At 59.2% G+C, this 16,578-nt stretch carries 16 protein-coding genes; 6 read left to right on the forward strand and 10 right to left on the reverse strand.

What is annotated here, in order from left to right; all coding sequences use genetic code 11:
* Nucleotides 1-50 precede the first annotated feature (50 nt).
* Nucleotides 51-2,549: a copper-exporting P-type ATPase CopA gene (gene copA, locus PUP35_RS05100; protein WP_274242245.1), complete on the reverse strand. Its 2,499-nt coding sequence runs from the start codon at nt 2,547-2,549 to the stop codon at nt 51-53.
* Nucleotides 2,550-2,657: 108 nt separating this feature from the next.
* Between copA and cueR the strand changes: the two genes are divergently transcribed.
* Complete coding sequence (cueR, locus tag PUP35_RS05105; protein ID WP_021241620.1) at nt 2,658-3,068, forward strand: Cu(I)-responsive transcriptional regulator; 411 nt, start codon at nt 2,658-2,660, stop codon at nt 3,066-3,068.
* Here cueR and PUP35_RS05110 read toward each other — a convergent pair.
* Genes PUP35_RS05110 through PUP35_RS05120 form a run of 3 tightly spaced genes read right to left on the reverse strand, consistent with a single transcriptional unit; the run spans nt 3,065 to nt 5,324 of the window.
* Nucleotides 3,065-3,517, reverse strand: a complete 453-nt coding sequence (locus PUP35_RS05110; RefSeq protein WP_032656590.1) for an NfeD family protein — start codon at nt 3,515-3,517, stop codon at nt 3,065-3,067. The two genes, cueR and PUP35_RS05110, sit on opposite strands and share 4 nt — an antisense overlap.
* Nucleotides 3,514-4,428 (reverse strand): SPFH domain-containing protein, encoded by a 915-nt coding sequence (locus PUP35_RS05115; RefSeq protein WP_008499312.1) that lies wholly within the window; start codon nt 4,426-4,428, stop codon nt 3,514-3,516. Before PUP35_RS05115 ends, PUP35_RS05110 begins: the two co-directional genes overlap by 4 nt.
* Nucleotides 4,429-4,472: 44 nt before the next feature.
* On the reverse strand, nt 4,473-5,324 hold the full coding sequence (locus PUP35_RS05120) for a hypothetical protein (protein ID WP_274242246.1): 852 nt from the start codon (nt 5,322-5,324) through the stop codon (nt 4,473-4,475).
* A 143-nt stretch (nt 5,325-5,467) separates the two neighbouring features.
* Here PUP35_RS05120 and fetA point away from each other — a divergent pair, with 143 nt between their 5' ends.
* Together fetA and fetB are read left to right on the forward strand one after the other, a co-directional pair.
* Nucleotides 5,468-6,139: an iron efflux ABC transporter ATP-binding subunit FetA gene (gene fetA, locus PUP35_RS05125; RefSeq protein ID WP_274242247.1), complete on the forward strand. Its 672-nt coding sequence runs from the start codon at nt 5,468-5,470 to the stop codon at nt 6,137-6,139.
* A complete protein-coding gene (fetB, locus tag PUP35_RS05130) occupies nt 6,132-6,914 on the forward strand; it encodes an iron efflux ABC transporter permease subunit FetB (protein ID WP_115874387.1) in 783 nt (260 codons plus the stop codon). Before fetA ends, fetB begins: the two co-directional genes overlap by 8 nt.
* Before the next feature lie 51 nt (nt 6,915-6,965).
* On the opposite strand, the gene PUP35_RS05135 is transcribed toward fetB, so the two are convergent.
* The 3 genes from PUP35_RS05135 to tesA are packed head-to-tail and all read right to left on the reverse strand — an operon-like array spanning nt 6,966 to nt 9,301.
* Entirely contained in the window at nt 6,966-7,820 is an 855-nt protein-coding gene (locus tag PUP35_RS05135) for a co-chaperone YbbN (RefSeq protein ID WP_023310624.1), read from the reverse strand.
* 58 nt (nt 7,821-7,878) lie between these two features.
* A complete protein-coding gene (locus PUP35_RS05140; RefSeq protein WP_023617270.1) occupies nt 7,879-8,649 on the reverse strand; it encodes an SDR family oxidoreductase in 771 nt (256 codons plus the stop codon).
* Between the two features lie 28 nt (nt 8,650-8,677).
* Nucleotides 8,678-9,301: a multifunctional acyl-CoA thioesterase I/protease I/lysophospholipase L1 gene (tesA, locus tag PUP35_RS05145; RefSeq protein ID WP_032661743.1), complete on the reverse strand. Its 624-nt coding sequence runs from the start codon at nt 9,299-9,301 to the stop codon at nt 8,678-8,680.
* Between tesA and ybbA the strand changes: the two genes are divergently transcribed.
* The 3 genes from ybbA (at nt 9,272) to PUP35_RS05160 (ending at nt 13,699) form a co-directional block, all read left to right on the forward strand.
* Nucleotides 9,272-9,958 carry a putative ABC transporter ATP-binding protein YbbA gene (gene ybbA / locus PUP35_RS05150; protein WP_149366094.1) on the forward strand — a complete coding sequence of 229 codons (687 nt, stop codon included), beginning with the start codon at nt 9,272-9,274 and terminating at the stop codon, nt 9,956-9,958. The two genes, tesA and ybbA, sit on opposite strands and share 30 nt — an antisense overlap.
* Entirely contained in the window at nt 9,955-12,369 is a 2,415-nt protein-coding gene (ybbP, locus tag PUP35_RS05155; protein ID WP_274242248.1) for a putative ABC transporter permease subunit YbbP, read from the forward strand. Before ybbA ends, ybbP begins: the two co-directional genes overlap by 4 nt.
* 184 nt (nt 12,370-12,553) lie before the next feature.
* Nucleotides 12,554-13,699 carry a porin gene (locus PUP35_RS05160; RefSeq protein ID WP_274242249.1) on the forward strand — a complete coding sequence of 382 codons (1,146 nt, stop codon included), beginning with the start codon at nt 12,554-12,556 and terminating at the stop codon, nt 13,697-13,699.
* 87 nt (nt 13,700-13,786) lie between these two features.
* On the opposite strand, the gene mnmH is transcribed toward PUP35_RS05160, so the two are convergent.
* The 3 genes from mnmH to purE all read right to left on the reverse strand — a co-directional run bounded on the left by mnmH (nt 13,787) and on the right by purE (nt 16,516).
* Nucleotides 13,787-14,857 (reverse strand): tRNA 2-selenouridine(34) synthase MnmH, encoded by a 1,071-nt coding sequence (gene mnmH, locus PUP35_RS05165; RefSeq protein WP_274242250.1) that lies wholly within the window; start codon nt 14,855-14,857, stop codon nt 13,787-13,789.
* An 85-nt stretch (nt 14,858-14,942) separates the two neighbouring features.
* Nucleotides 14,943-16,010: a 5-(carboxyamino)imidazole ribonucleotide synthase gene (gene purK, locus PUP35_RS05170; RefSeq protein ID WP_115874393.1), complete on the reverse strand. Its 1,068-nt coding sequence runs from the start codon at nt 16,008-16,010 to the stop codon at nt 14,943-14,945.
* Nucleotides 16,007-16,516 carry a 5-(carboxyamino)imidazole ribonucleotide mutase gene (purE, locus tag PUP35_RS05175; RefSeq protein ID WP_252002517.1) on the reverse strand — a complete coding sequence of 170 codons (510 nt, stop codon included), beginning with the start codon at nt 16,514-16,516 and terminating at the stop codon, nt 16,007-16,009. Before purE ends, purK begins: the two co-directional genes overlap by 4 nt.
* Nucleotides 16,517-16,578: the final 62 nt, after the last annotated feature.

The raw sequence follows: 16,578 nt of genomic DNA on the forward strand, positions 1-16,578 counted from the left end.
ACGCGCTCCATGAACGGAAAGGCTCATGCTAGCGCGTACGGGTACAAGGTTCAATCCTTCGGTTTAAACCGCAGCAGGCGGTTGGCGTTACTTACCACGGTAATGGAGGAGAGCGCCATTGCCGCACCCGCGACCACCGGGTTAAGCAGCGTGCCGGTCAGCGGCCACAAAATGCCGGCAGCAATCGGGATGCCGAGCGAGTTGTAGATAAACGCCCCCAGCAGGTTCTGCTTCATGTTGCGCAGCGTGGCTTTTGAAATGGCCAGCGCGTCGGCAACGCCCATCAGGCTGTGGCGCATCAGCGTGATGGCTGCGGTTTCGATGGCGACATCGCTCCCGCCGCCCATTGCGATCCCCACGTCCGCCTGGGCCAGCGCCGGGGCATCGTTAATGCCGTCGCCGACCATCGCCACCTCACGACCCTGGCTTTGCAGTTTCTTGATGGCGTCCGCTTTGCCGTCCGGCAGTACGCCTGCAATGACCTCATCAATTCCTGCCTCTTTCGCGATGGCGTTGGCGGTGGTGGGGTTATCCCCGGTCAGCATCACCAGACGGTAGCCCGCACGGTGCAGGCGCTGTAAGGCATCCACGCTGTCCTGGCGAAGCGGATCGCGCACGGCCAGCAGCGCGGCGGCTTTGCCATCCACCGCCAGCAGAACCGGGGTGGCGCCCTGTGACGCCTGCGCCTTCAGCTCGTTTTCCAGCGCGGCGGTATCAATACCGTTTTCATTGAGCAACGCCTGATTGCCCAGCAGCAGCGCGTGGTCTTCTGCTTCACCGCTCACGCCGAGCCCGCGCAGGGTGCGGAAATTGCTCACCTGCGGCAGGGCAGACGCATTGGCTTTATCGAGAATGGCGCGCGCCAGCGGATGGCTTGAGCCTTGCTCCAGCGCGGCGGCAAGCCGCAGCGCCTCTTCTTCGGTAATGCCAGCGGTCGTAACGGCGACCACCTGTGGTTTACCTTCGGTCAGCGTGCCGGTTTTATCAAACACCAGCGTGTCCAGGGTGCTGGCCCGCTGCAGCGCGTCCGCGTCCCGCACCAGTACGCCAAATTCGGCCGCGCGGCCTACGCCGGAGATAATCGACATCGGCGTCGCGAGGCCCAGGGCGCAAGGACAGGCGATGATCAGCACCGTGGTGGCGATCACCAGGGTGTAAACAATCTGCGGTGCCGGGCCGAAAAAATACCAGATAGCCGCGCTCAGCAGGGCAATGCCGACCACCACCGGCACAAAAATGGCCGAGATTTTATCAGCAAGCTGGCCAATCTCCGGCTTGCTGCTTTGCGCCTGGCGCACCATGCGAATAATACGCGACAGCGTGGTGTGGCTGCCGACGGCGCTGGCGGTAAACAGCACGCTGCCGTCCTGCACCACCGTACCGGCATGCACGGCGTCGCCATCTGATTTCTGCAGGGGAATAGGCTCCCCGGTCAGCATCGCTTCATCCAGCCAGGCTTCGCCCTGGGTTATCTTACCGTCAACGGGAACGCGGTCCCCCGTGGTCAGACGCAGCGTCATGCCGGGCTGAACCTCGGCCAATGGAACGCTCTTTTCCCCCTCGTCCGTGACCACGCGGGCCGTCGGCGGGGTTAAATCAAGCAATCTTTCCAGCGCTTTCGAGGAGCGCTGGCGGGCGCGGGCTTCCAGCATATGGCCTAAGTTGATCAGGCCGATAATCATTGCGCTCGCTTCATAATAGAGATGCCGCGCTTCCATCGGGAACCACTGTGGCCAGACGTTGACGCTCATCGAATAGAGCCACGCCGCGCCGGTACCGAGCGCAACCAGCGTATCCATCGTCGCGGTGCGGTTTTTCAGGCTCTTCCAGGCGCTGGTATAGAAATGACCGCCTGCGAATACCATCACCGCCAGGGTAATCAGACCGATCGCCAGCCACAGGGTGCGGTTGTCAGCGGTGACCATCATATTGTCACCCATCATGCCCCACACCATCACCGGAATACCCACCAGCAGGGCGACGATGGCCTGCCAGCGGAAGCGCTTCATGGTGGCGATAGCCGTTTCCTGCTGGCGCTCGCGACGCTCTGCATCATCTTCGATGGCCTCCGCGCCGTAGCCCGCTTTCTCAACGGCCTGCACTAATTCTGCGGCGGAGGCACTGCCCATCACCAGCGCAGTACGCTCCGCAAGATTAACCCGTGCCTGGGCGACGCCCGGTACCGCCTGCAGGGCGTTTTGTACCCGGGAGACGCAGCTGGCGCAGCTCATGCCGTTGATCAGCAGCTGTTGGCTGTCATCAATATCATCCGCTGCCGGAAGCTCAGGAGTGGCCGCTGTCAGTGCTTCCGACGGGGATGATGACTCTGCCAGCGGTTTAGCCTTTGGGTGGCTTAACTCCGCCCCGTAACCGGCCTGCTTGATGGTATCGATCAGCGCATCCGCGCTGGCGCTGCCGGTGACGGCGGCATGATCGATAGTCACGTCAGCGCTTTCCACATCAGGGCGCTGTTCCAGGCTTTCTTTAACGCGTTTGACGCAGTGGCCGCAGGAGAGGCCGTCCAGCGTCAGGTCGATAGTGTGAGACATAACAAAACTCCCGTATAATGAACTGGTCAGTAGTTGACCGGAGTAACGCTTTTCGCTAACTGTTATGAAGGTTAAACCTTCCATCAAGGGGAAGGTCAAGGGGGAATTGTGAATATCAGTGACGTGGCAAAAAAAACCGGCTTAACCAGCAAAGCGATTCGCTTTTATGAAGAGAAGGGGCTGGTCACGCCGCCGCTGCGCAGTGAAAACGGCTACCGCAGCTACACGCAGCTGCATCTGGATGAGCTGACGCTGCTTCGCCAGGCAAGACAGGTTGGTTTTAATCTGGAAGAGTGCGGCGAGCTGGTTAATCTGTTCAACGATCCGAAGCGTCACAGCGCCGACGTGAAAAAACGCACGCTGGAAAAGGTGGCCGAAATTGAACGCCACATCGTCGAGCTGCAGGCGATGCGCGAACAGCTGCTGCAGCTCGCGGACTCCTGTCCGGGGGATGACAGCGCCGACTGCCCGATTATCGATAACCTTGCCGGCTGCTGCCACCGAAAAACCCACGCTTAGCAGGCTTTTACCCGCAGGGTAATGCCTTCTACCGCAATGACCTCCACCCGCGTGCCGGCGCTGAGGTCATCGTCGGCCACCACTGGCCACGAGCTGTCGCCCACCCGCATGTGCCCGCGCCCGTTCACCAGCGCGGTGTCGAGCGTAAAACGTTTGCCGACAATCTGCTGTCCGCGCTGGTTAAGGTGGGCGTCGACCGGTTTCTGCTCTTTGACCCGCCGGTTAAGCCAGCGCCACCACAGCCAGGCGGCCACCAGCGTCAGCGCGGCGAACAGCGCGCCCTGCCACGCCCAGTCCAGGGGAAGGATCCAGACCAGAAGACCCGTAATGACGGCGGCAACACCGCTCCAGAGCAGGTAGCCGTTGCCGCCCAGCATCTCCGCCGCCAGCAATAAGCCACCGAGGCTTAGCCAGAAGGCGTGAGGATGTGCAACGATGAGCTCAATCATTTTTTACGCTCGTTTCCGCTGTCCTTGATCAGTTCGGCTATGCCCGCGATAGAGCCCATCAGGCTGCTGGCGTCCAGCGGCATCATCACCACTTTGCTGTTGTTCGCCGAGCCAATCTCTTTCAGCGCGTCGGTATATTTTTGCGCGACAAAGTAGTTCACGGCCTGGATATCACCGGCGGCGATTGCCTCGGACACCATCTGGGTGGCGCGGGCTTCCGCTTCGGCTGAACGTTCACGCGCTTCCGCCTGCAAAAACGCGGACTGACGGTCGCCTTCCGCTTTCAGGATCTGCGACTGTTTTTCACCTTCCGCTTTGAGGATCTCTGCCTGGCGTACCCCTTCGGCTTCCAGAATATAGGCGCGCTTGGTTCGCTCGGCCTTCATCTGGGCGTTCATGGAGGCAATCAGCTCCGCTGGCGGGCGCACGTCGCGGATCTCAATACGGGTAACTTTGATCCCCCACGGGTTGGTGGCCTCATCGACAATGTGCAGCAGACGGGTGTTGATGCTGTCGCGCTGGGAAAGCATCTCGTCCAGCTCCATCGAGCCGAGCACGGTACGGATGTTGGTCATCGTCAGGTTGACGATCGCCAGCTCCAGGTTGCTGACCTCATAGGCCGCCTTCGGCGCGTCAATCACCTGAATAAAGCAGACGGCGTCGATGGTGACGTTGGCGTTATCCTTGGAGATTACTTCCTGGGACGGAATATCCAGAACCTGCTCCATCATGTTGATCTTGCGACCAATTCTGTCCATGAACGGAACAATCAGGCTTAAGCCTGGCTGGAGGGTATTGGTGTAGCGACCGAAACGCTCGACGGTCCACTGATAGCCCTGAGGGACAATTTTGACGCCGGCGCCTACGATAACCAGCGCAACGAAAATAAGGACAGGAACAACGATAAGCATAAAAACCTCCTGTTTTGCATGCTGTGACGAGTGAAAGTGTGTGTTTATTGCTCGTAAGTATAGGTAAAGTCAGAGATGAATCCATCACCCGCTTCGGCAATGGCTTTCGATAATCCCTGGTAGTAATTCTCCAGCCCCAGCGCTTCGATACGCTGGATCTGTTCGCGAATGGGGGCGCAGAACAGAACGGCATTTCCCGCCTCAACGCGTTTGTTATTCGGTGGAAGGTCGCCCGCGATGGCTTTAAACCAGGTTCTGATACCCTGCTTTAAATTATGCGGCGCTTTTGCCAGGTTATCCATGCCCGTCAGGATCTGCAGGGTAGGGAACTCATCGGCCAGCACGGCGGTTTTCATGCGCGCAAAGAACTGGCTGAACAGCTCGAACGAGCCCAGATCGGTGACGCGGGGCTTGGTGGTTTTTCCGTTTTTATTGCCGATTTTGCCTGCCGCTGACGCCGCGGCCGGAACCGCATTCACCTTTTCCAGCTCCAGCCCGAATAACAAATTACAGTGCGCACGGCGCGCTTTCAGCGGGTAGGACATCAGGACCTCAATGAACCGGGTGGCTTTCACATCCGCAAGATCGTGGTTGATAAGCCACTGTGTGCGTGAAAATTCCGCCGGAGAGACGAACCAGTCCGGCACCTCATTGAAGCGTTTTGATTTGCCTTTACCGTCAAATTCAAGGAAGTGTGTCCCGTTGTCGAAGGCAAAATAGCAATTTTTGAAGCTGGCGATCGTGGTGTTCACGATGAGCGCCTTCTTAACAAAGTCCACCACCTCTGCACCAATGACAAAACGCGTGAGTTCCGACGATTTGATGACTTCCATTAATGTTTCGACATCAGGAACACCAGGCTTCATGGAGGGAAACTCATAAAAGATATGTGCCATGCTGCATACTTCCTGTAGTGATGGTGGTGACAATTTATAAACAAAAAGTTTAACACTTGCTTCAGCGTGAGGCTATTCGCGCTGTGCGGGCGAAAGGATTATGCTACAGGCGGTTATTACACGAAGCGGTTAACGGAAGCGCAATGAACGATAAAAAAAACCTTTTGCATCTCAGGGACGTCGGGTTTCGAGTCGGGGAAAACACGATCCTGCAGCACGTCGGGTTTAGCCTGTCGCCGGGCGAGTTTAAATTAATCACGGGTCCCTCAGGCTGTGGTAAAAGCACGTTGCTGAAAATTGTGGCGTCACTCCTCAGCCCGACGGAGGGAGCCATTCTGTTTGAAGGCGAGGATATCGCGTCGCTTTCCCCGGAAAGCTATCGCCAGCAGGTCTCGTACTGCGTGCAAACGCCCGTGCTTTTTGGCGATACGGTTTACGACAACCTTATTTTCCCGTGGCAAATCCGCAATAAAACGCCGGAGCCGGAAAAGTTTATCCAGGATCTGGCCCGCTTTGGCCTGGCGCAGGAGACGCTGACCAAATCCATCAACGCGCTGTCGGGCGGCGAAAAGCAGCGGGTCTCGCTGATCCGCAACCTGCAGTTTTTACCGAAGGTGTTGTTGCTGGACGAAATCACCAGCGCGCTCGATGACGTCAACAAGCGCAACGTTAACGAGATTATTCATCGTTATGCCCGGGAGCAGAACATTGCCGTGCTGTGGGTGACGCACGACGCTAACGAAATAACCCATGCGGATGATGTGATTACGCTCCAGCCGCACGGCGGAAAAATGCAGGAGGCAAACCATGGGTGAACATAACATTACCAACGAATCTCTGGCCTTTTCGATGGTGCTGGTGCTGATTGCGATTGTGGTCAGCTACCGGGAAAAGCTGGGGCTGGAAAAAGATATCGTGTGGAGTATCTGCCGCGCGGTGGTTCAGCTCATCATCGTCGGCTATGTGCTGAAGTATATCTTCAACGTTAACCACGCGGTGCTGACGCTGCTGATGGTGCTCTTTATCTGCTTTAACGCGGCGTGGAATGCGCAAAAGCGCAGTAAATACATTGATAAGGCGTTTGTTTCATCGTTTATCGCGATTACCACCGGAACGGCGCTCACGCTGGCAGTGCTGGTGCTCTCCGGCTCGATTGAGTTTACGCCGATGCAGGTTATCCCTATCTCGGGGATGATCGCGGGGAACGCGATGGTGGCCGTTGGGCTCTGTTACAACAATCTCGGCCAGCGTTTCAGCAGCGAACAGCAGCAGCTGCAGGAAAAGCTAAGCCTGGGGGCGACGCCTAAAGTGGCCTCGGCGCGGCTGATTCGCGAGAGCATTCGCTCATCGCTGATCCCGACCGTGGATTCCGCCAAAACGGTGGGGCTTGTGAGCCTGCCGGGCATGATGTCGGGGCTGATTTTTGCCGGTATCGATCCGGTAAAAGCGATTAAGTATCAGATCATGGTGACGTTTATGCTGCTTTCCACGGCAAGCCTGTCGACCATCATTGCCTGCTACCTGACCTATCGGAAGTTCTACAACGCGCGCCACCAGCTGGTGGTGACGCAGTTGAAAAAGACGGGGTAATATCGGCATTTCCAGGCCCGGTAAGGCGAAGCCGCCACCGGGCTTTTTTTATCAGTACAGCAGCGCGTACAGCTGACGACGATACTTCGACGCCAGCGCGTCTCCGGTGCCCAGCGCGGCCAGGATCTCCTGGAACATCTTGCGCGCCTGACCGTCCGCGGCGGCTAAATCTTTTTGCAGATGGCTGAACAGCAGCTCAAGCGCTTCTTCGTTACGCCCCACCTGATGCAGCTGCAGCGCCAGCTGGCTTGCCAGCGCGGCATCGGCCGGGTTGTCGGCAACCTGCTGCTGCAGCTGCTGAATTTCAGGGGTGTCCGCCGCCTGTTTCAGCAGCTCAATTTGTGCAACCAGCCCCTGATAGCGGGTGTCCTGATCCTGGAGCGGAACCGTCTTGAGTACGGCTTCCGCGTCTTCTGAGCGGTGCAGGGCGATCTGCGTTTCCGCCAGCAGCAGGCCAATCTGGCTGTTCTGATTCGACAGCTGCCACGCCTCTTTGAGCAGCGGCAGCGCCTCGTCGTATTTGCCTTCCTGCATCAGCGCCATGCCTTCCTGCGCTTTCAGCTCTTCTTCGCGCGGCAGCACTTTATCCAGCAGGGCGCGAATCGCCTCTTCCGGCTGCGGCCCCTGGAAACCGTCAACAGGCTGGCCGTTCTGGAACAGATAGACGGTTGGAATGGCGCGCAGACCAAACTGAGACGCGACCATCGGCTCGGCGTCGCAGTCCAGCTTCGCGAGAATGAACTGACCGTTGTACTGGGCGGCAAGGCTTTCCAGCACCGGCGTCAGCTGCAGGCAGTGTTGGCTGCGTTCAGACCAGAAGTAGAACAGGACCGGTTTGGTCATCGACTGTTCAAGAGTCTGTTGCAGGTTAGCTTCTGTGATATTGACGATATTCTGTACGGACATGCGGCTTTCTCTTTTGTCGGTTTGTTCTTTACATGGGGATGAGCGTCGTCGCTTCAACTCAACCGTGCAAAATTTTGTCCATTATCCGGCCCGGCAGCAGGCGCTTTAACCAGCCTACGGCGTGGGTGACCAGCGTTACCGGATAGCGCATTTTGGGATGTTCACTCTCAAAAGCATGGCGCACTTTGGCTACCACCGCCTCTGGCCCGAGGGTAAAACGCGCGGCGATGCCGGGGTTTTCGACCGGTTTATCCGCCTGCGTCTGGTTCACGTTTTCGGTAAAGCGGGTGCGGATCGGGCCGGGCTCAATCAGGCTGACCTTAATGCCGCTGTGGCGTAACTCCATGCGCAGGGCGTCGGACCAGGCCTCCAGCGCATATTTACTGGCGGCGTAGGCGCCGCGGCCCGGGGTGGAAATCAGTCCCATCACCGACGACGTCATCACGATGCGCCCTTCACCGTGCGGCAGCATCGCGGGGAGCAGACGCATGGTGAGCTGATGCACGCCGAAGAAGTTGGTCGAAAACTGCTTCTCCAGCGTTTCGCGGGAGAGGGTATCCAGCGGGCCATACACGCCGTAGCCGGCATTATTAAAGAGCCCGTACAGACGATTACCGGTCAGCGCGATCACCTCATCGGCGGCGCGCTCAACGCTTTCCGGCGAGTCCATATCCAGCAGCACGCCGGTAAAGCCCAGACCGTTCATGCGTTCGACGTCGTCAGGTTTACGACAGGCCGCCAGAACCCGAAACCCCTGGCGCTTCAGTTCGAGCGCGCTTTCCAGGCCGATTCCACTGGAACATCCTGTAATTAAGACCGATTTTTGCATAACTTTACCTGTCAGGATCTCCGCTTAATCAGGAGTCATGTTTAACTAAAGGAGCCAGCCGCGTTGCCATCCAGTCGGCAATAAACGGCTGCGCATCGCGATTGGGGTGGATCCCGTCGTCTTGCATCCACTGGGGTTTGAGATAGACCTCTTCCATGAAAAATGGCAGCAGCGGAATATCAAACTCTTTGGCAAGCTTAGGGTAGATCGCGCTAAAGGCCTCATTATACCGACGACCGTAGTTGGCGGGCAGGCGAATTTGCATCAGCAGCGGCTGGGCGTTTGCCGCCTTGATGTCCTGCAGAATGGTGCGCAGCGTTTGCTCGGTTTGCTGAGGCTGGAAACCGCGCAATCCATCATTACCGCCAAGCTCAACCAGCACCCAGCGCGGCTGATGCTGTTTGAGCAGCGCAGGCAGGCGCGATAAACCCTGCTGCGAGGTATCGCCGCTGATGCTGGCGTTGATTACAGACGTTTTGCTCTGCCATTTGTCATTGAGCAGGGCGGGCCAGGCCGCGCTGGCCGCCATGCGATAGCCTGCGCTCAGGCTGTCGCCGAGAACCAGTAACGTGTCCGCTGCCGCCGCGCGGAAGGTCATCAGAATCAAAAACAGGAAGGGCAAATGCCAGCGGAAAACAGTGTTGAAGTTCATCATCTTAAGAAGTCCGTCGGTCAGGGGGAGCACGAGCTTTCCATCCTTACCGGAGTTGAACTCGTTGTCAAACGCGCTGAAACCATCGCGCTGATTGGCGAATCCGGTTCCGGCAAGTCCACGCTGCTGGCGATTTTAGCCGGTCTGGACGACGGCAGCAGCGGCGAGGTCCACCTTGTCGGGCAGCCGCTGCATCAGCTTGATGAAGAGGCGCGCGCCGCGCTGCGCGCGCGTCACGTTGGTTTTGTCTTTCAGTCCTTTATGCTGATCCCGACCCTGAACGCGCTGGAAAACGTCGAGCTCCCGGCGCTGCTGCGCGGTGAAAATAGCCGTGAAAGTCGCGCTCACGCGAAGGCGCTGCTGGAACAGCTCGGTCTGGGTAAACGTCTCGACCATCTTCCCGCCCAGCTTTCCGGCGGTGAACAGCAGCGCGTGGCGCTGGCCCGCGCGTTTAACGGCCGCCCTGAGGTGCTGTTTGCCGATGAGCCTACCGGCAACCTTGACCGTAAAACCGGAGACCGGATTGCCGACCTGCTATTTTCGCTCAACCGCGAGCACGGCACTACGCTTGTCCTCGTGACCCACGATCCGCAGCTCGCGGCGCGCTGCGACCGTCGCCTGCGGCTGGTGAACGGCGTTCTGCAGGAGGAAGCATGATTACCCGCTGGTTCTGGCGCGAGTGGCGCTCGCCCTCGCTGCTGATTGTCTGGCTGGCGCTCAGCCTGGCGGTGGCCTGCGTGCTGGCGCTCGGCAGCGTCAGTGACCGCATGGAAAAAGGGCTCAGCCAGCAGAGCCGGGAGTTTATGGCGGGAGACAGGGCGCTGGAAAGCTCCCGCCCCGTGCCGTCGGGCTGGATTGAAGCAGCGCGCAAAGAAGGGCTGAAGGTGGGGGAACAAATCACCTTCCAGACCATGACCTTCGCGGGCGACACGCCGCAGCTGGCGAGCGTCAAGGCCGTCGATGATATCTACCCGATGTACGGTGACTTACAGACCAGCCCGCCGGGATTAAAGCCGACGCCCGGTACGGTGCTGCTGGCATCGCGTCTGATGGCGCTGCTGAACCTGAAACCTGGAGACAGTATCGACGTGGGCGACGCCACGCTGAAAATCGCCGGAGAAGTGGTGCAGGAGCCCGACGGCGGTTTTAACCCGTTCCAGCTTGCGCCTCGCCTGTTGATGAACACCGCTGATGTCGCGGCCACCCATGCCGTACAGCCGGGCAGCCGCGTCACCTGGCGCTATAAGTTTGGCGGCACGCCCGCCCAGCTTGCCGCGTATGAAAAATGGCTTCAGCCGCAGCTCAAACCAGAGCACCGCTGGTACGGGCTGGAGCAGGATGAGGGGGCGCTGGGTAAATCTCTGGAGCGCTCTCAGCAGTTCCTGCTGCTTTCGGCCCTGTTGACCCTGCTGCTGGCGGTGGCGGCGGTGGCCGTGGCGATGGGGCACTACTGCCGCAGCCGCTACGACCTGGTGGCGATCCTCAAAACCCTCGGGGCGGGCCGGGCGCAGCTGCGTAAGCTGATTGTCGGCCAGTGGCTGATGCTGCTGGTCCTGTCCGCGCTGACCGGCGGAATAATAGGGCTGCTGTTTGAAAAACTGCTGATGGTGATGCTGAAACCGGTGCTCCCGGCCGCACTGCCGCCGGCCAGCCTCTGGCCGTGGCTGTGGGCGATGGGCGCGATGACGGTGATCTCGGTGCTGGTGGGGCTCCGACCCTACCGCCTGCTGCTCGCCACTCAGCCGCTGCGCGTGCTCCGCAACGATGTCGTGGCGAACGTCTGGCCGCTGAAGTTCTACCTTCCGGTGATTATTGCGGTGACGGTGGGGCTGCTGGCGTGGCTGATGGGCGGCAGCACGCTGCTGTGGGCGGTGCTGGCCGGAGCGGTTGTGCTGGCGCTGCTGTGCGGCGTGCTGGGCTGGATCCTACTCAACCTCCTGAAAAGGGTGACGGTAAAATCGCTGCCCGTGCGCCTGGCGGTCAATCGTCTGCTGCACCAGCCCTGGTCTACGCTCAGCCAGCTGTCGGCGTTCTCGCTGTCGTTTATGCTGCTGGCGCTGCTGCTGGTGCTGCGCGGCGATCTGCTCGACCGCTGGCAGCAGCAGCTTCCACCGGAAAGCCCGAACTATTTCCTGATCAATATCGCGCCTGAGCAGGTTACGCCGCTGAAGGGCTTCCTGGCGGAGCATCACATTATTCCCGAGTCGTTCTACCCCATCGTGCGTGCGCGTCTGACGCAGATCAACGGGCAGCCAACGGAGGGGAACAAGGACGAGTCGCTTAACCGCGAGCTGAACCTGACCTGGCAGGAGAAACGCCCTGACCACAACCCGATAACCGCCGGCACCTGGCCGCCAAAAGCGGGGGAGGTGTCGATGGAGGAGGGGCTGGCGACGCGCCTGAACGTGAAGCTGGGGGACAGCGTCACCTTTACCGGCGATACCCAGGATTTTACCGCGAAGGTCACCAGCCTGCGTAAAGTGGACTGGGAAAGCCTGCGGCCCAACTTCTTCTTTATCTTCCCGCCGGGGGCGCTGGACGGTCAGCCGCAGAGCTGGCTGACCAGCTTCCGCTGGGAAAACGGCAACGGCATGCTGACCCAGCTCAACCGGGAGTTTCCGACGGTCAGCCTGCTGGATATCGGCGCGATCCTCAAACAGGTGGGGCAGGTGCTGGAGCAGGTGAGCCGTGCGCTGGAGGTCATGGTGGTGCTGGTAACGATCTGCGGCGTGCTGTTGCTGCTGGCCCAGGTGCAGGTGGGCATGCGCCAGCGCCATCAGGAGCTGGTGGTTTACCGTACGTTGGGGGCCGGAAAGCGGCTGCTGCGAATGACGCTCTGGAGCGAGTTTGCGCTGCTGGGGCTGGTGGCCGGTCTGGTGGCCGCCATTGGCGCAGAGACGGCGCTGGCGGTGCTGCAGACAAAGGTCTTCGACTTCCCTTGGGAGCCTGACTGGCGTCTTTGGTTGATCCTGCCTCTGTGCGGCGCTGCGCTGCTTTCTCTCTGCGGAGGCTGGCTCGGCACGCGGCTGTTAAAGGGCAAAGCCCTGTTCCGTCAGTTTGCCAGTTGATTTAGCACTGTGATAATTACGCGTCGGTTTTTAATTCCGGCGCGTAGTATTAAAATGGCACAAAGTGATAATACCCACTCATTTAGTAGCACAAAACATTAAAAAACCGACCACACGGCCCGATTATTTCCAGTTAATATTCACCCGCTAAATATTTAGCAGCGTGTCTATTAAGGGAAAAATAATGACTATAAAAAAATCAGCGCTGGCGGCAACGATCGGCGCGGCAGTGGCATTGACTACCTTCGCTTCTCAGGCGGAAATCACGGTTCTTAAGCAGGATCCTCAGGCGGGTAACCCGCTGAGCCGCCTGAACTTCACCGTTGGCGGCAGCATTCGTCCTCAGTTCCAGAACATGACCGGCGACGACGGTAAAAACAGCTACAAGCGTAACGGTTTTGACGGCGGTACCCGCTTCCGTTTCGCTGCAGATTACTACCTGTTTGATGATATCAGCTGGGTAAGCTACTACGAGCTGGGCGTGAACTTCCCTGCAATGTTCAACTGGGATAACCACTACAGCGAGAGCGATCACGACACGACGCGTCGTATGCTCTACACCGGTCTCAAGAGCGATACCTGGGGTACGCTGACCTTCGGTCAACAGAACAGCGTTTACTATGATGTGGTGGGCGCGAAAACCGATATCTGGGACTACGACATGATTGGTCAGGCGCCGGGTAACGGGATCAAAGGCGATTACGACGGTTCTTACCGTTCACGTAAAATGCTGAAATATAAGAAAACCGTGGGCGATGCTGACATTTATGCATCCTACCTGTTTGAAGACAGTGAATACCTGCCGGGCAACGGCCTGCGCTACAAGCGTAAAGGCGGCGGCTCGCTGGGCCTGGATTACCACCTGACTACCGACCTGACCTGGGGCGCCGCGTGGAACTACACCCGCGCCGACATGCGTAACCCGGACAACGGCGACAGCAAAACCTACGACCAGAACATTCTCGGTACCGCGCTGAGCTGGACCCCGGACAACTGGACCTTCTCCGCAGGCGGCGGCTGGTACCAGAACTTCCTTACCACCAAAAAAGTGTCTGTTAACGATTACTTTGCGGGCGACGCGTGGGGTATTGAGTACTTCGCAGGTTATAAATTCCTAGTCGGTCAGTACGCGGTTAAATCCATCCAGCCTTACTTCATGGGTGACCGCATTGAGTACGTGAACGGCCGTAACTACCAGCGCATCGACAACGGCGTGGGTATCAGCTTCCAGCTGGATTACGGTTTCCGCGTGGATTACGAACACGTGTTCACTTCCAGCACCGACAACCTGGGCGACATGAACCTGGTGCGTCTGCGTTACGACTTCTAAGCCGTCTGTTCCCCGGTGGCGCTGCGCTTACCGGGGCTACAAATGCACGCGTAGGCCGGGTAAGGCGTAGCCACCACCCGGCTTTTTTCAGCGATTAAGCCAGTCAGCGACCTCGCCGTACGTCCCGCGATAGACAATCTTTTCCGCCTTTTTCTCCAGCTGATAGCCGTACATCGGGTCGTAATAGTCGTTCAGCAGCGGCGCAAGCCAGCTGAAGTGCGCGTCCGTACGGCCAGATCGTTGCTGTTCCAACAGCGCGGAATCTAACAGCGCGGTAAATTCCGCAAAGCGCTGCAGCCCCAGGCGGCGGCGAATGGCGAACAGGCCGTGATGCAGGTACTCGCTGTATTCTTTCCATCCCGCTTCTTCACCGTAGGCCGCAGAAAAATCCGCCCACATGTGGTCGAAATACTCTTCGCGCAGGCGCTCAAGACGGACTTCAAACGGGTCTTCGACAACAACGATAGGGGCTTCAACCATGCGGTCGCGCAGGCACTCCGGCAGGTGGTTGGAGCCAATCATCCGGCCTTCATCTTCCAGCACCCAGCGTGCGGCGTCTTTTTTCAGGAGCTCAGCCGCAAGGTGATTTTCAAAGCTGGCCTGGGAAAGCTGCGGCGTGAGCGTGCGGCCAAACGACGAACCGCGATGGTGCGCCAGCCCTTCTAAATCAATACCCTGCGAGTGCTGCTTCACCAGCAGGGTTTTACCGTTCCCGGTACAGCCGCCAATAAGCACCATCGGCTTTTGCGACTGCTCAATGGTCACCTGAATCGCCGTCTGGCGCAGGGCTTTATAGCCGCCGCGGATCAGCGGGTAGTCGATACCCGCCTCTTTCAGCCAGGCCTGCGAGATATGCGAGCGCTGGCCGCCGCGCGCGCAGCAGAGAAAGCCCTCAGGATGGGCAAGACTGGCTTCCCGCCAGGCGTTGGTGCGTGCTTCACGCGTGTCGCCGTTCACCAGACGATGGCCGAGCGCCAGCGCGGCCTCGGGGCCCTGGCGTTTATAGCAGGTGCCGACGGCGGCGCGCTCGTCGTCATTCATCAACGGCAGATTAATGGCGGCGGGCATCGCACCCTGGGCAAATTCGATCGGCGCGCGAACGTCGATTAAAGGGGTATCAGACGCGAGGATCGCGCGATAGTCCGTTCCATCGTTCATGGTTATTCCAGAAGAAAACTCAGCAGCAATGGGCGGGGATTTTACGCCGGGGAAGGGGAAGGTCAACTCCCCGGCGGAGGGAGAACTATTTTAGCTTTGACTGTGCCCAGACAATACCGCTCGCGTATTCCGGCGGCAGGAGCGGGATCATGGCTTCCAGGGTGGCGCTCAGGCGGCCCGTGTCGCTGTCATTCAGGTTCAGGTGACCGACCTTACGACCCGCGCGAACCTCTTTGTCATACCAGTGCAGATGCACGAGCGGCAGCTTCAGCCAGTCGTAGTTCAGATCGGTGCCGATCAGGTTGATCATCACCGACGGGCTGTTGACCACCGGCTGCGGCAGCGGCAGGTCGGTGATGGCGCGCAGGTGCAGTTCGAACTGGCTGATGGACGCGCCATTTTGCGTCCAGTGGCCGCTGTTGTGCACGCGCGGTGCCAGCTCGTTGATTAGCAGACCAGACGGCGTCACAAAACACTCCATCGCCATGACGCCCACGTAGCCCAGCTCGTGCATGATGGCAGAGAGCATCTCTTCCGCCTGCGCCTGCTGGTCAGCATTGGCGTGCGGGAAGGCGACGCTGGTGCGCAGAATGCCGTCCTGGTGCAGGTTATGCGTCAGCGGATAAAAGACGGTATGCCCGTCGTGCCCGCGCGCGCCAACCAGCGAGACTTCACCGCTGAAGTTAATGCCCTGCTCAACAATGCATTCGCCGTAGCAGTCGTCCGGAAGCTCGGCGGTGTCGTTTGCGCGCAGGCGCCACTGGCCGCGGCCGTCGTAGCCGCCCACGCGGCGCTTCACGATCGCCAGCTCGCCCAGCATGGCGAAGACGTCGTTCCACTCGCTTTTATCGGACAGGAGCTGCCACGGTGCGGTCGGCAAACCGAGCTTGTCGAACAGCTGCTTTTGCGTCAGACGGTCGGCAATGATTGGGAACACGTCGCGGTTAACAAAAGCGTTGTGACGCGCCAGCTCGCGGGTCAGAGCGGTCTCCGGCCAGCGTTCGATCTCGGCGGTGATCACGCTCTGGTGGAATGGGACGGCTTCCGGCTCGGCGTCCAGCCCGACGGGCCAGACGGCAATCCCCAGAGGTTCACCGGCCTGACGCAGCATGCGGCCTAACTGGCCATTACCGAGGACGCAAACCTGCTTCATGCCGCACCCCGCGGGTCTGGATTGTCCAGCACTTCGTCGGTCTGGGCTTTACGCCACTCCGCCAGACGCTGATGCAACGTTTTATCGTGTGTCGCCAGGATCTGCGCAGCCAGCAGGGCGGCATTGGCGGCACCCGCTTTGCCAATCGCCAGCGTGCCGACAGGAATACCGCGCGGCATCTGGACGATGGAGTAGAGGCTATCCACACCGCTTAACGCGGCGCTTTGTACCGGGACGCCCAGAACCGGTACCAGGGTTTTGGCGGCAATCATGCCCGGCAGATGTGCTGCGCCGCCCGCGCCGGCAATGATCACCTCATAACCATTCTCTTCGGCGCTTTCTGCGAAGCTGAACAGTTTGTCAGGCGTACGGTGCGCGGAGACCACTTCAACGTGGTGCGGAACATTCAGGATTTCAAAGATTTCGGCGGCGAACTGCATGGTAGCCCAGTCGCTTTTGGACCCCATCACGATGGCGACACGCGCCGGATTATTGCGGGAAGACATGCGTCTTAAAACTCCTGTGGTGCGAAACACACTGCTTTCGAGGGCACAGAGAATAGCATGTT

The sequence above is a fragment of the Enterobacter sp. S-33 genome (assembly GCF_028735835.1).
In the GTDB taxonomy this organism is placed as follows: Bacteria; Pseudomonadota; Gammaproteobacteria; order Enterobacterales; family Enterobacteriaceae; genus Enterobacter; species Enterobacter vonholyi.

Bases quoted from the DNA above. Each gene is read 5' to 3' on its own strand.
- PUP35_RS05135 (WP_023310624.1), bottom strand. From the start codon at position 7,820: ATGTCCGTACAGAATATCGTCAATATCACAGAAGCTAACCTGCAACAG.
- PUP35_RS05110 (WP_032656590.1), bottom strand. From the start codon at position 3,517: ATGATTGAGCTCATCGTTGCACATCCTCACGCCTTCTGGCTAAGCCTC.
- purE (WP_252002517.1), bottom strand. From the start codon at position 16,516: ATGTCTTCCCGCAATAATCCGGCGCGTGTCGCCATCGTGATGGGGTCC.
- tesA (WP_032661743.1), bottom strand. From the start codon at position 9,301: ATGAACTTCAACACTGTTTTCCGCTGGCATTTGCCCTTCCTGTTTTTG.
- purK (WP_115874393.1), bottom strand. From the start codon at position 16,010: ATGAAGCAGGTTTGCGTCCTCGGTAATGGCCAGTTAGGCCGCATGCTG.
- fetB (WP_115874387.1), top strand. From the start codon at position 6,132: ATGGGTGAACATAACATTACCAACGAATCTCTGGCCTTTTCGATGGTG.
- PUP35_RS05160 (WP_274242249.1), top strand. From the start codon at position 12,554: ATGACTATAAAAAAATCAGCGCTGGCGGCAACGATCGGCGCGGCAGTG.
- PUP35_RS05140 (WP_023617270.1), bottom strand. From the start codon at position 8,649: ATGCAAAAATCGGTCTTAATTACAGGATGTTCCAGTGGAATCGGCCTG.
- PUP35_RS05120 (WP_274242246.1), bottom strand. From the start codon at position 5,324: ATGGCACATATCTTTTATGAGTTTCCCTCCATGAAGCCTGGTGTTCCT.
- mnmH (WP_274242250.1), bottom strand. From the start codon at position 14,857: ATGAACGATGGAACGGACTATCGCGCGATCCTCGCGTCTGATACCCCT.
- PUP35_RS05115 (WP_008499312.1), bottom strand. From the start codon at position 4,428: ATGCTTATCGTTGTTCCTGTCCTTATTTTCGTTGCGCTGGTTATCGTA.
- ybbP (WP_274242248.1), top strand. From the start codon at position 9,955: ATGATTACCCGCTGGTTCTGGCGCGAGTGGCGCTCGCCCTCGCTGCTG.
- copA (WP_274242245.1), bottom strand. From the start codon at position 2,549: ATGTCTCACACTATCGACCTGACGCTGGACGGCCTCTCCTGCGGCCAC.
- fetA (WP_274242247.1), top strand. From the start codon at position 5,468: ATGAACGATAAAAAAAACCTTTTGCATCTCAGGGACGTCGGGTTTCGA.
- ybbA (WP_149366094.1), top strand. From the start codon at position 9,272: ATGCCAGCGGAAAACAGTGTTGAAGTTCATCATCTTAAGAAGTCCGTC.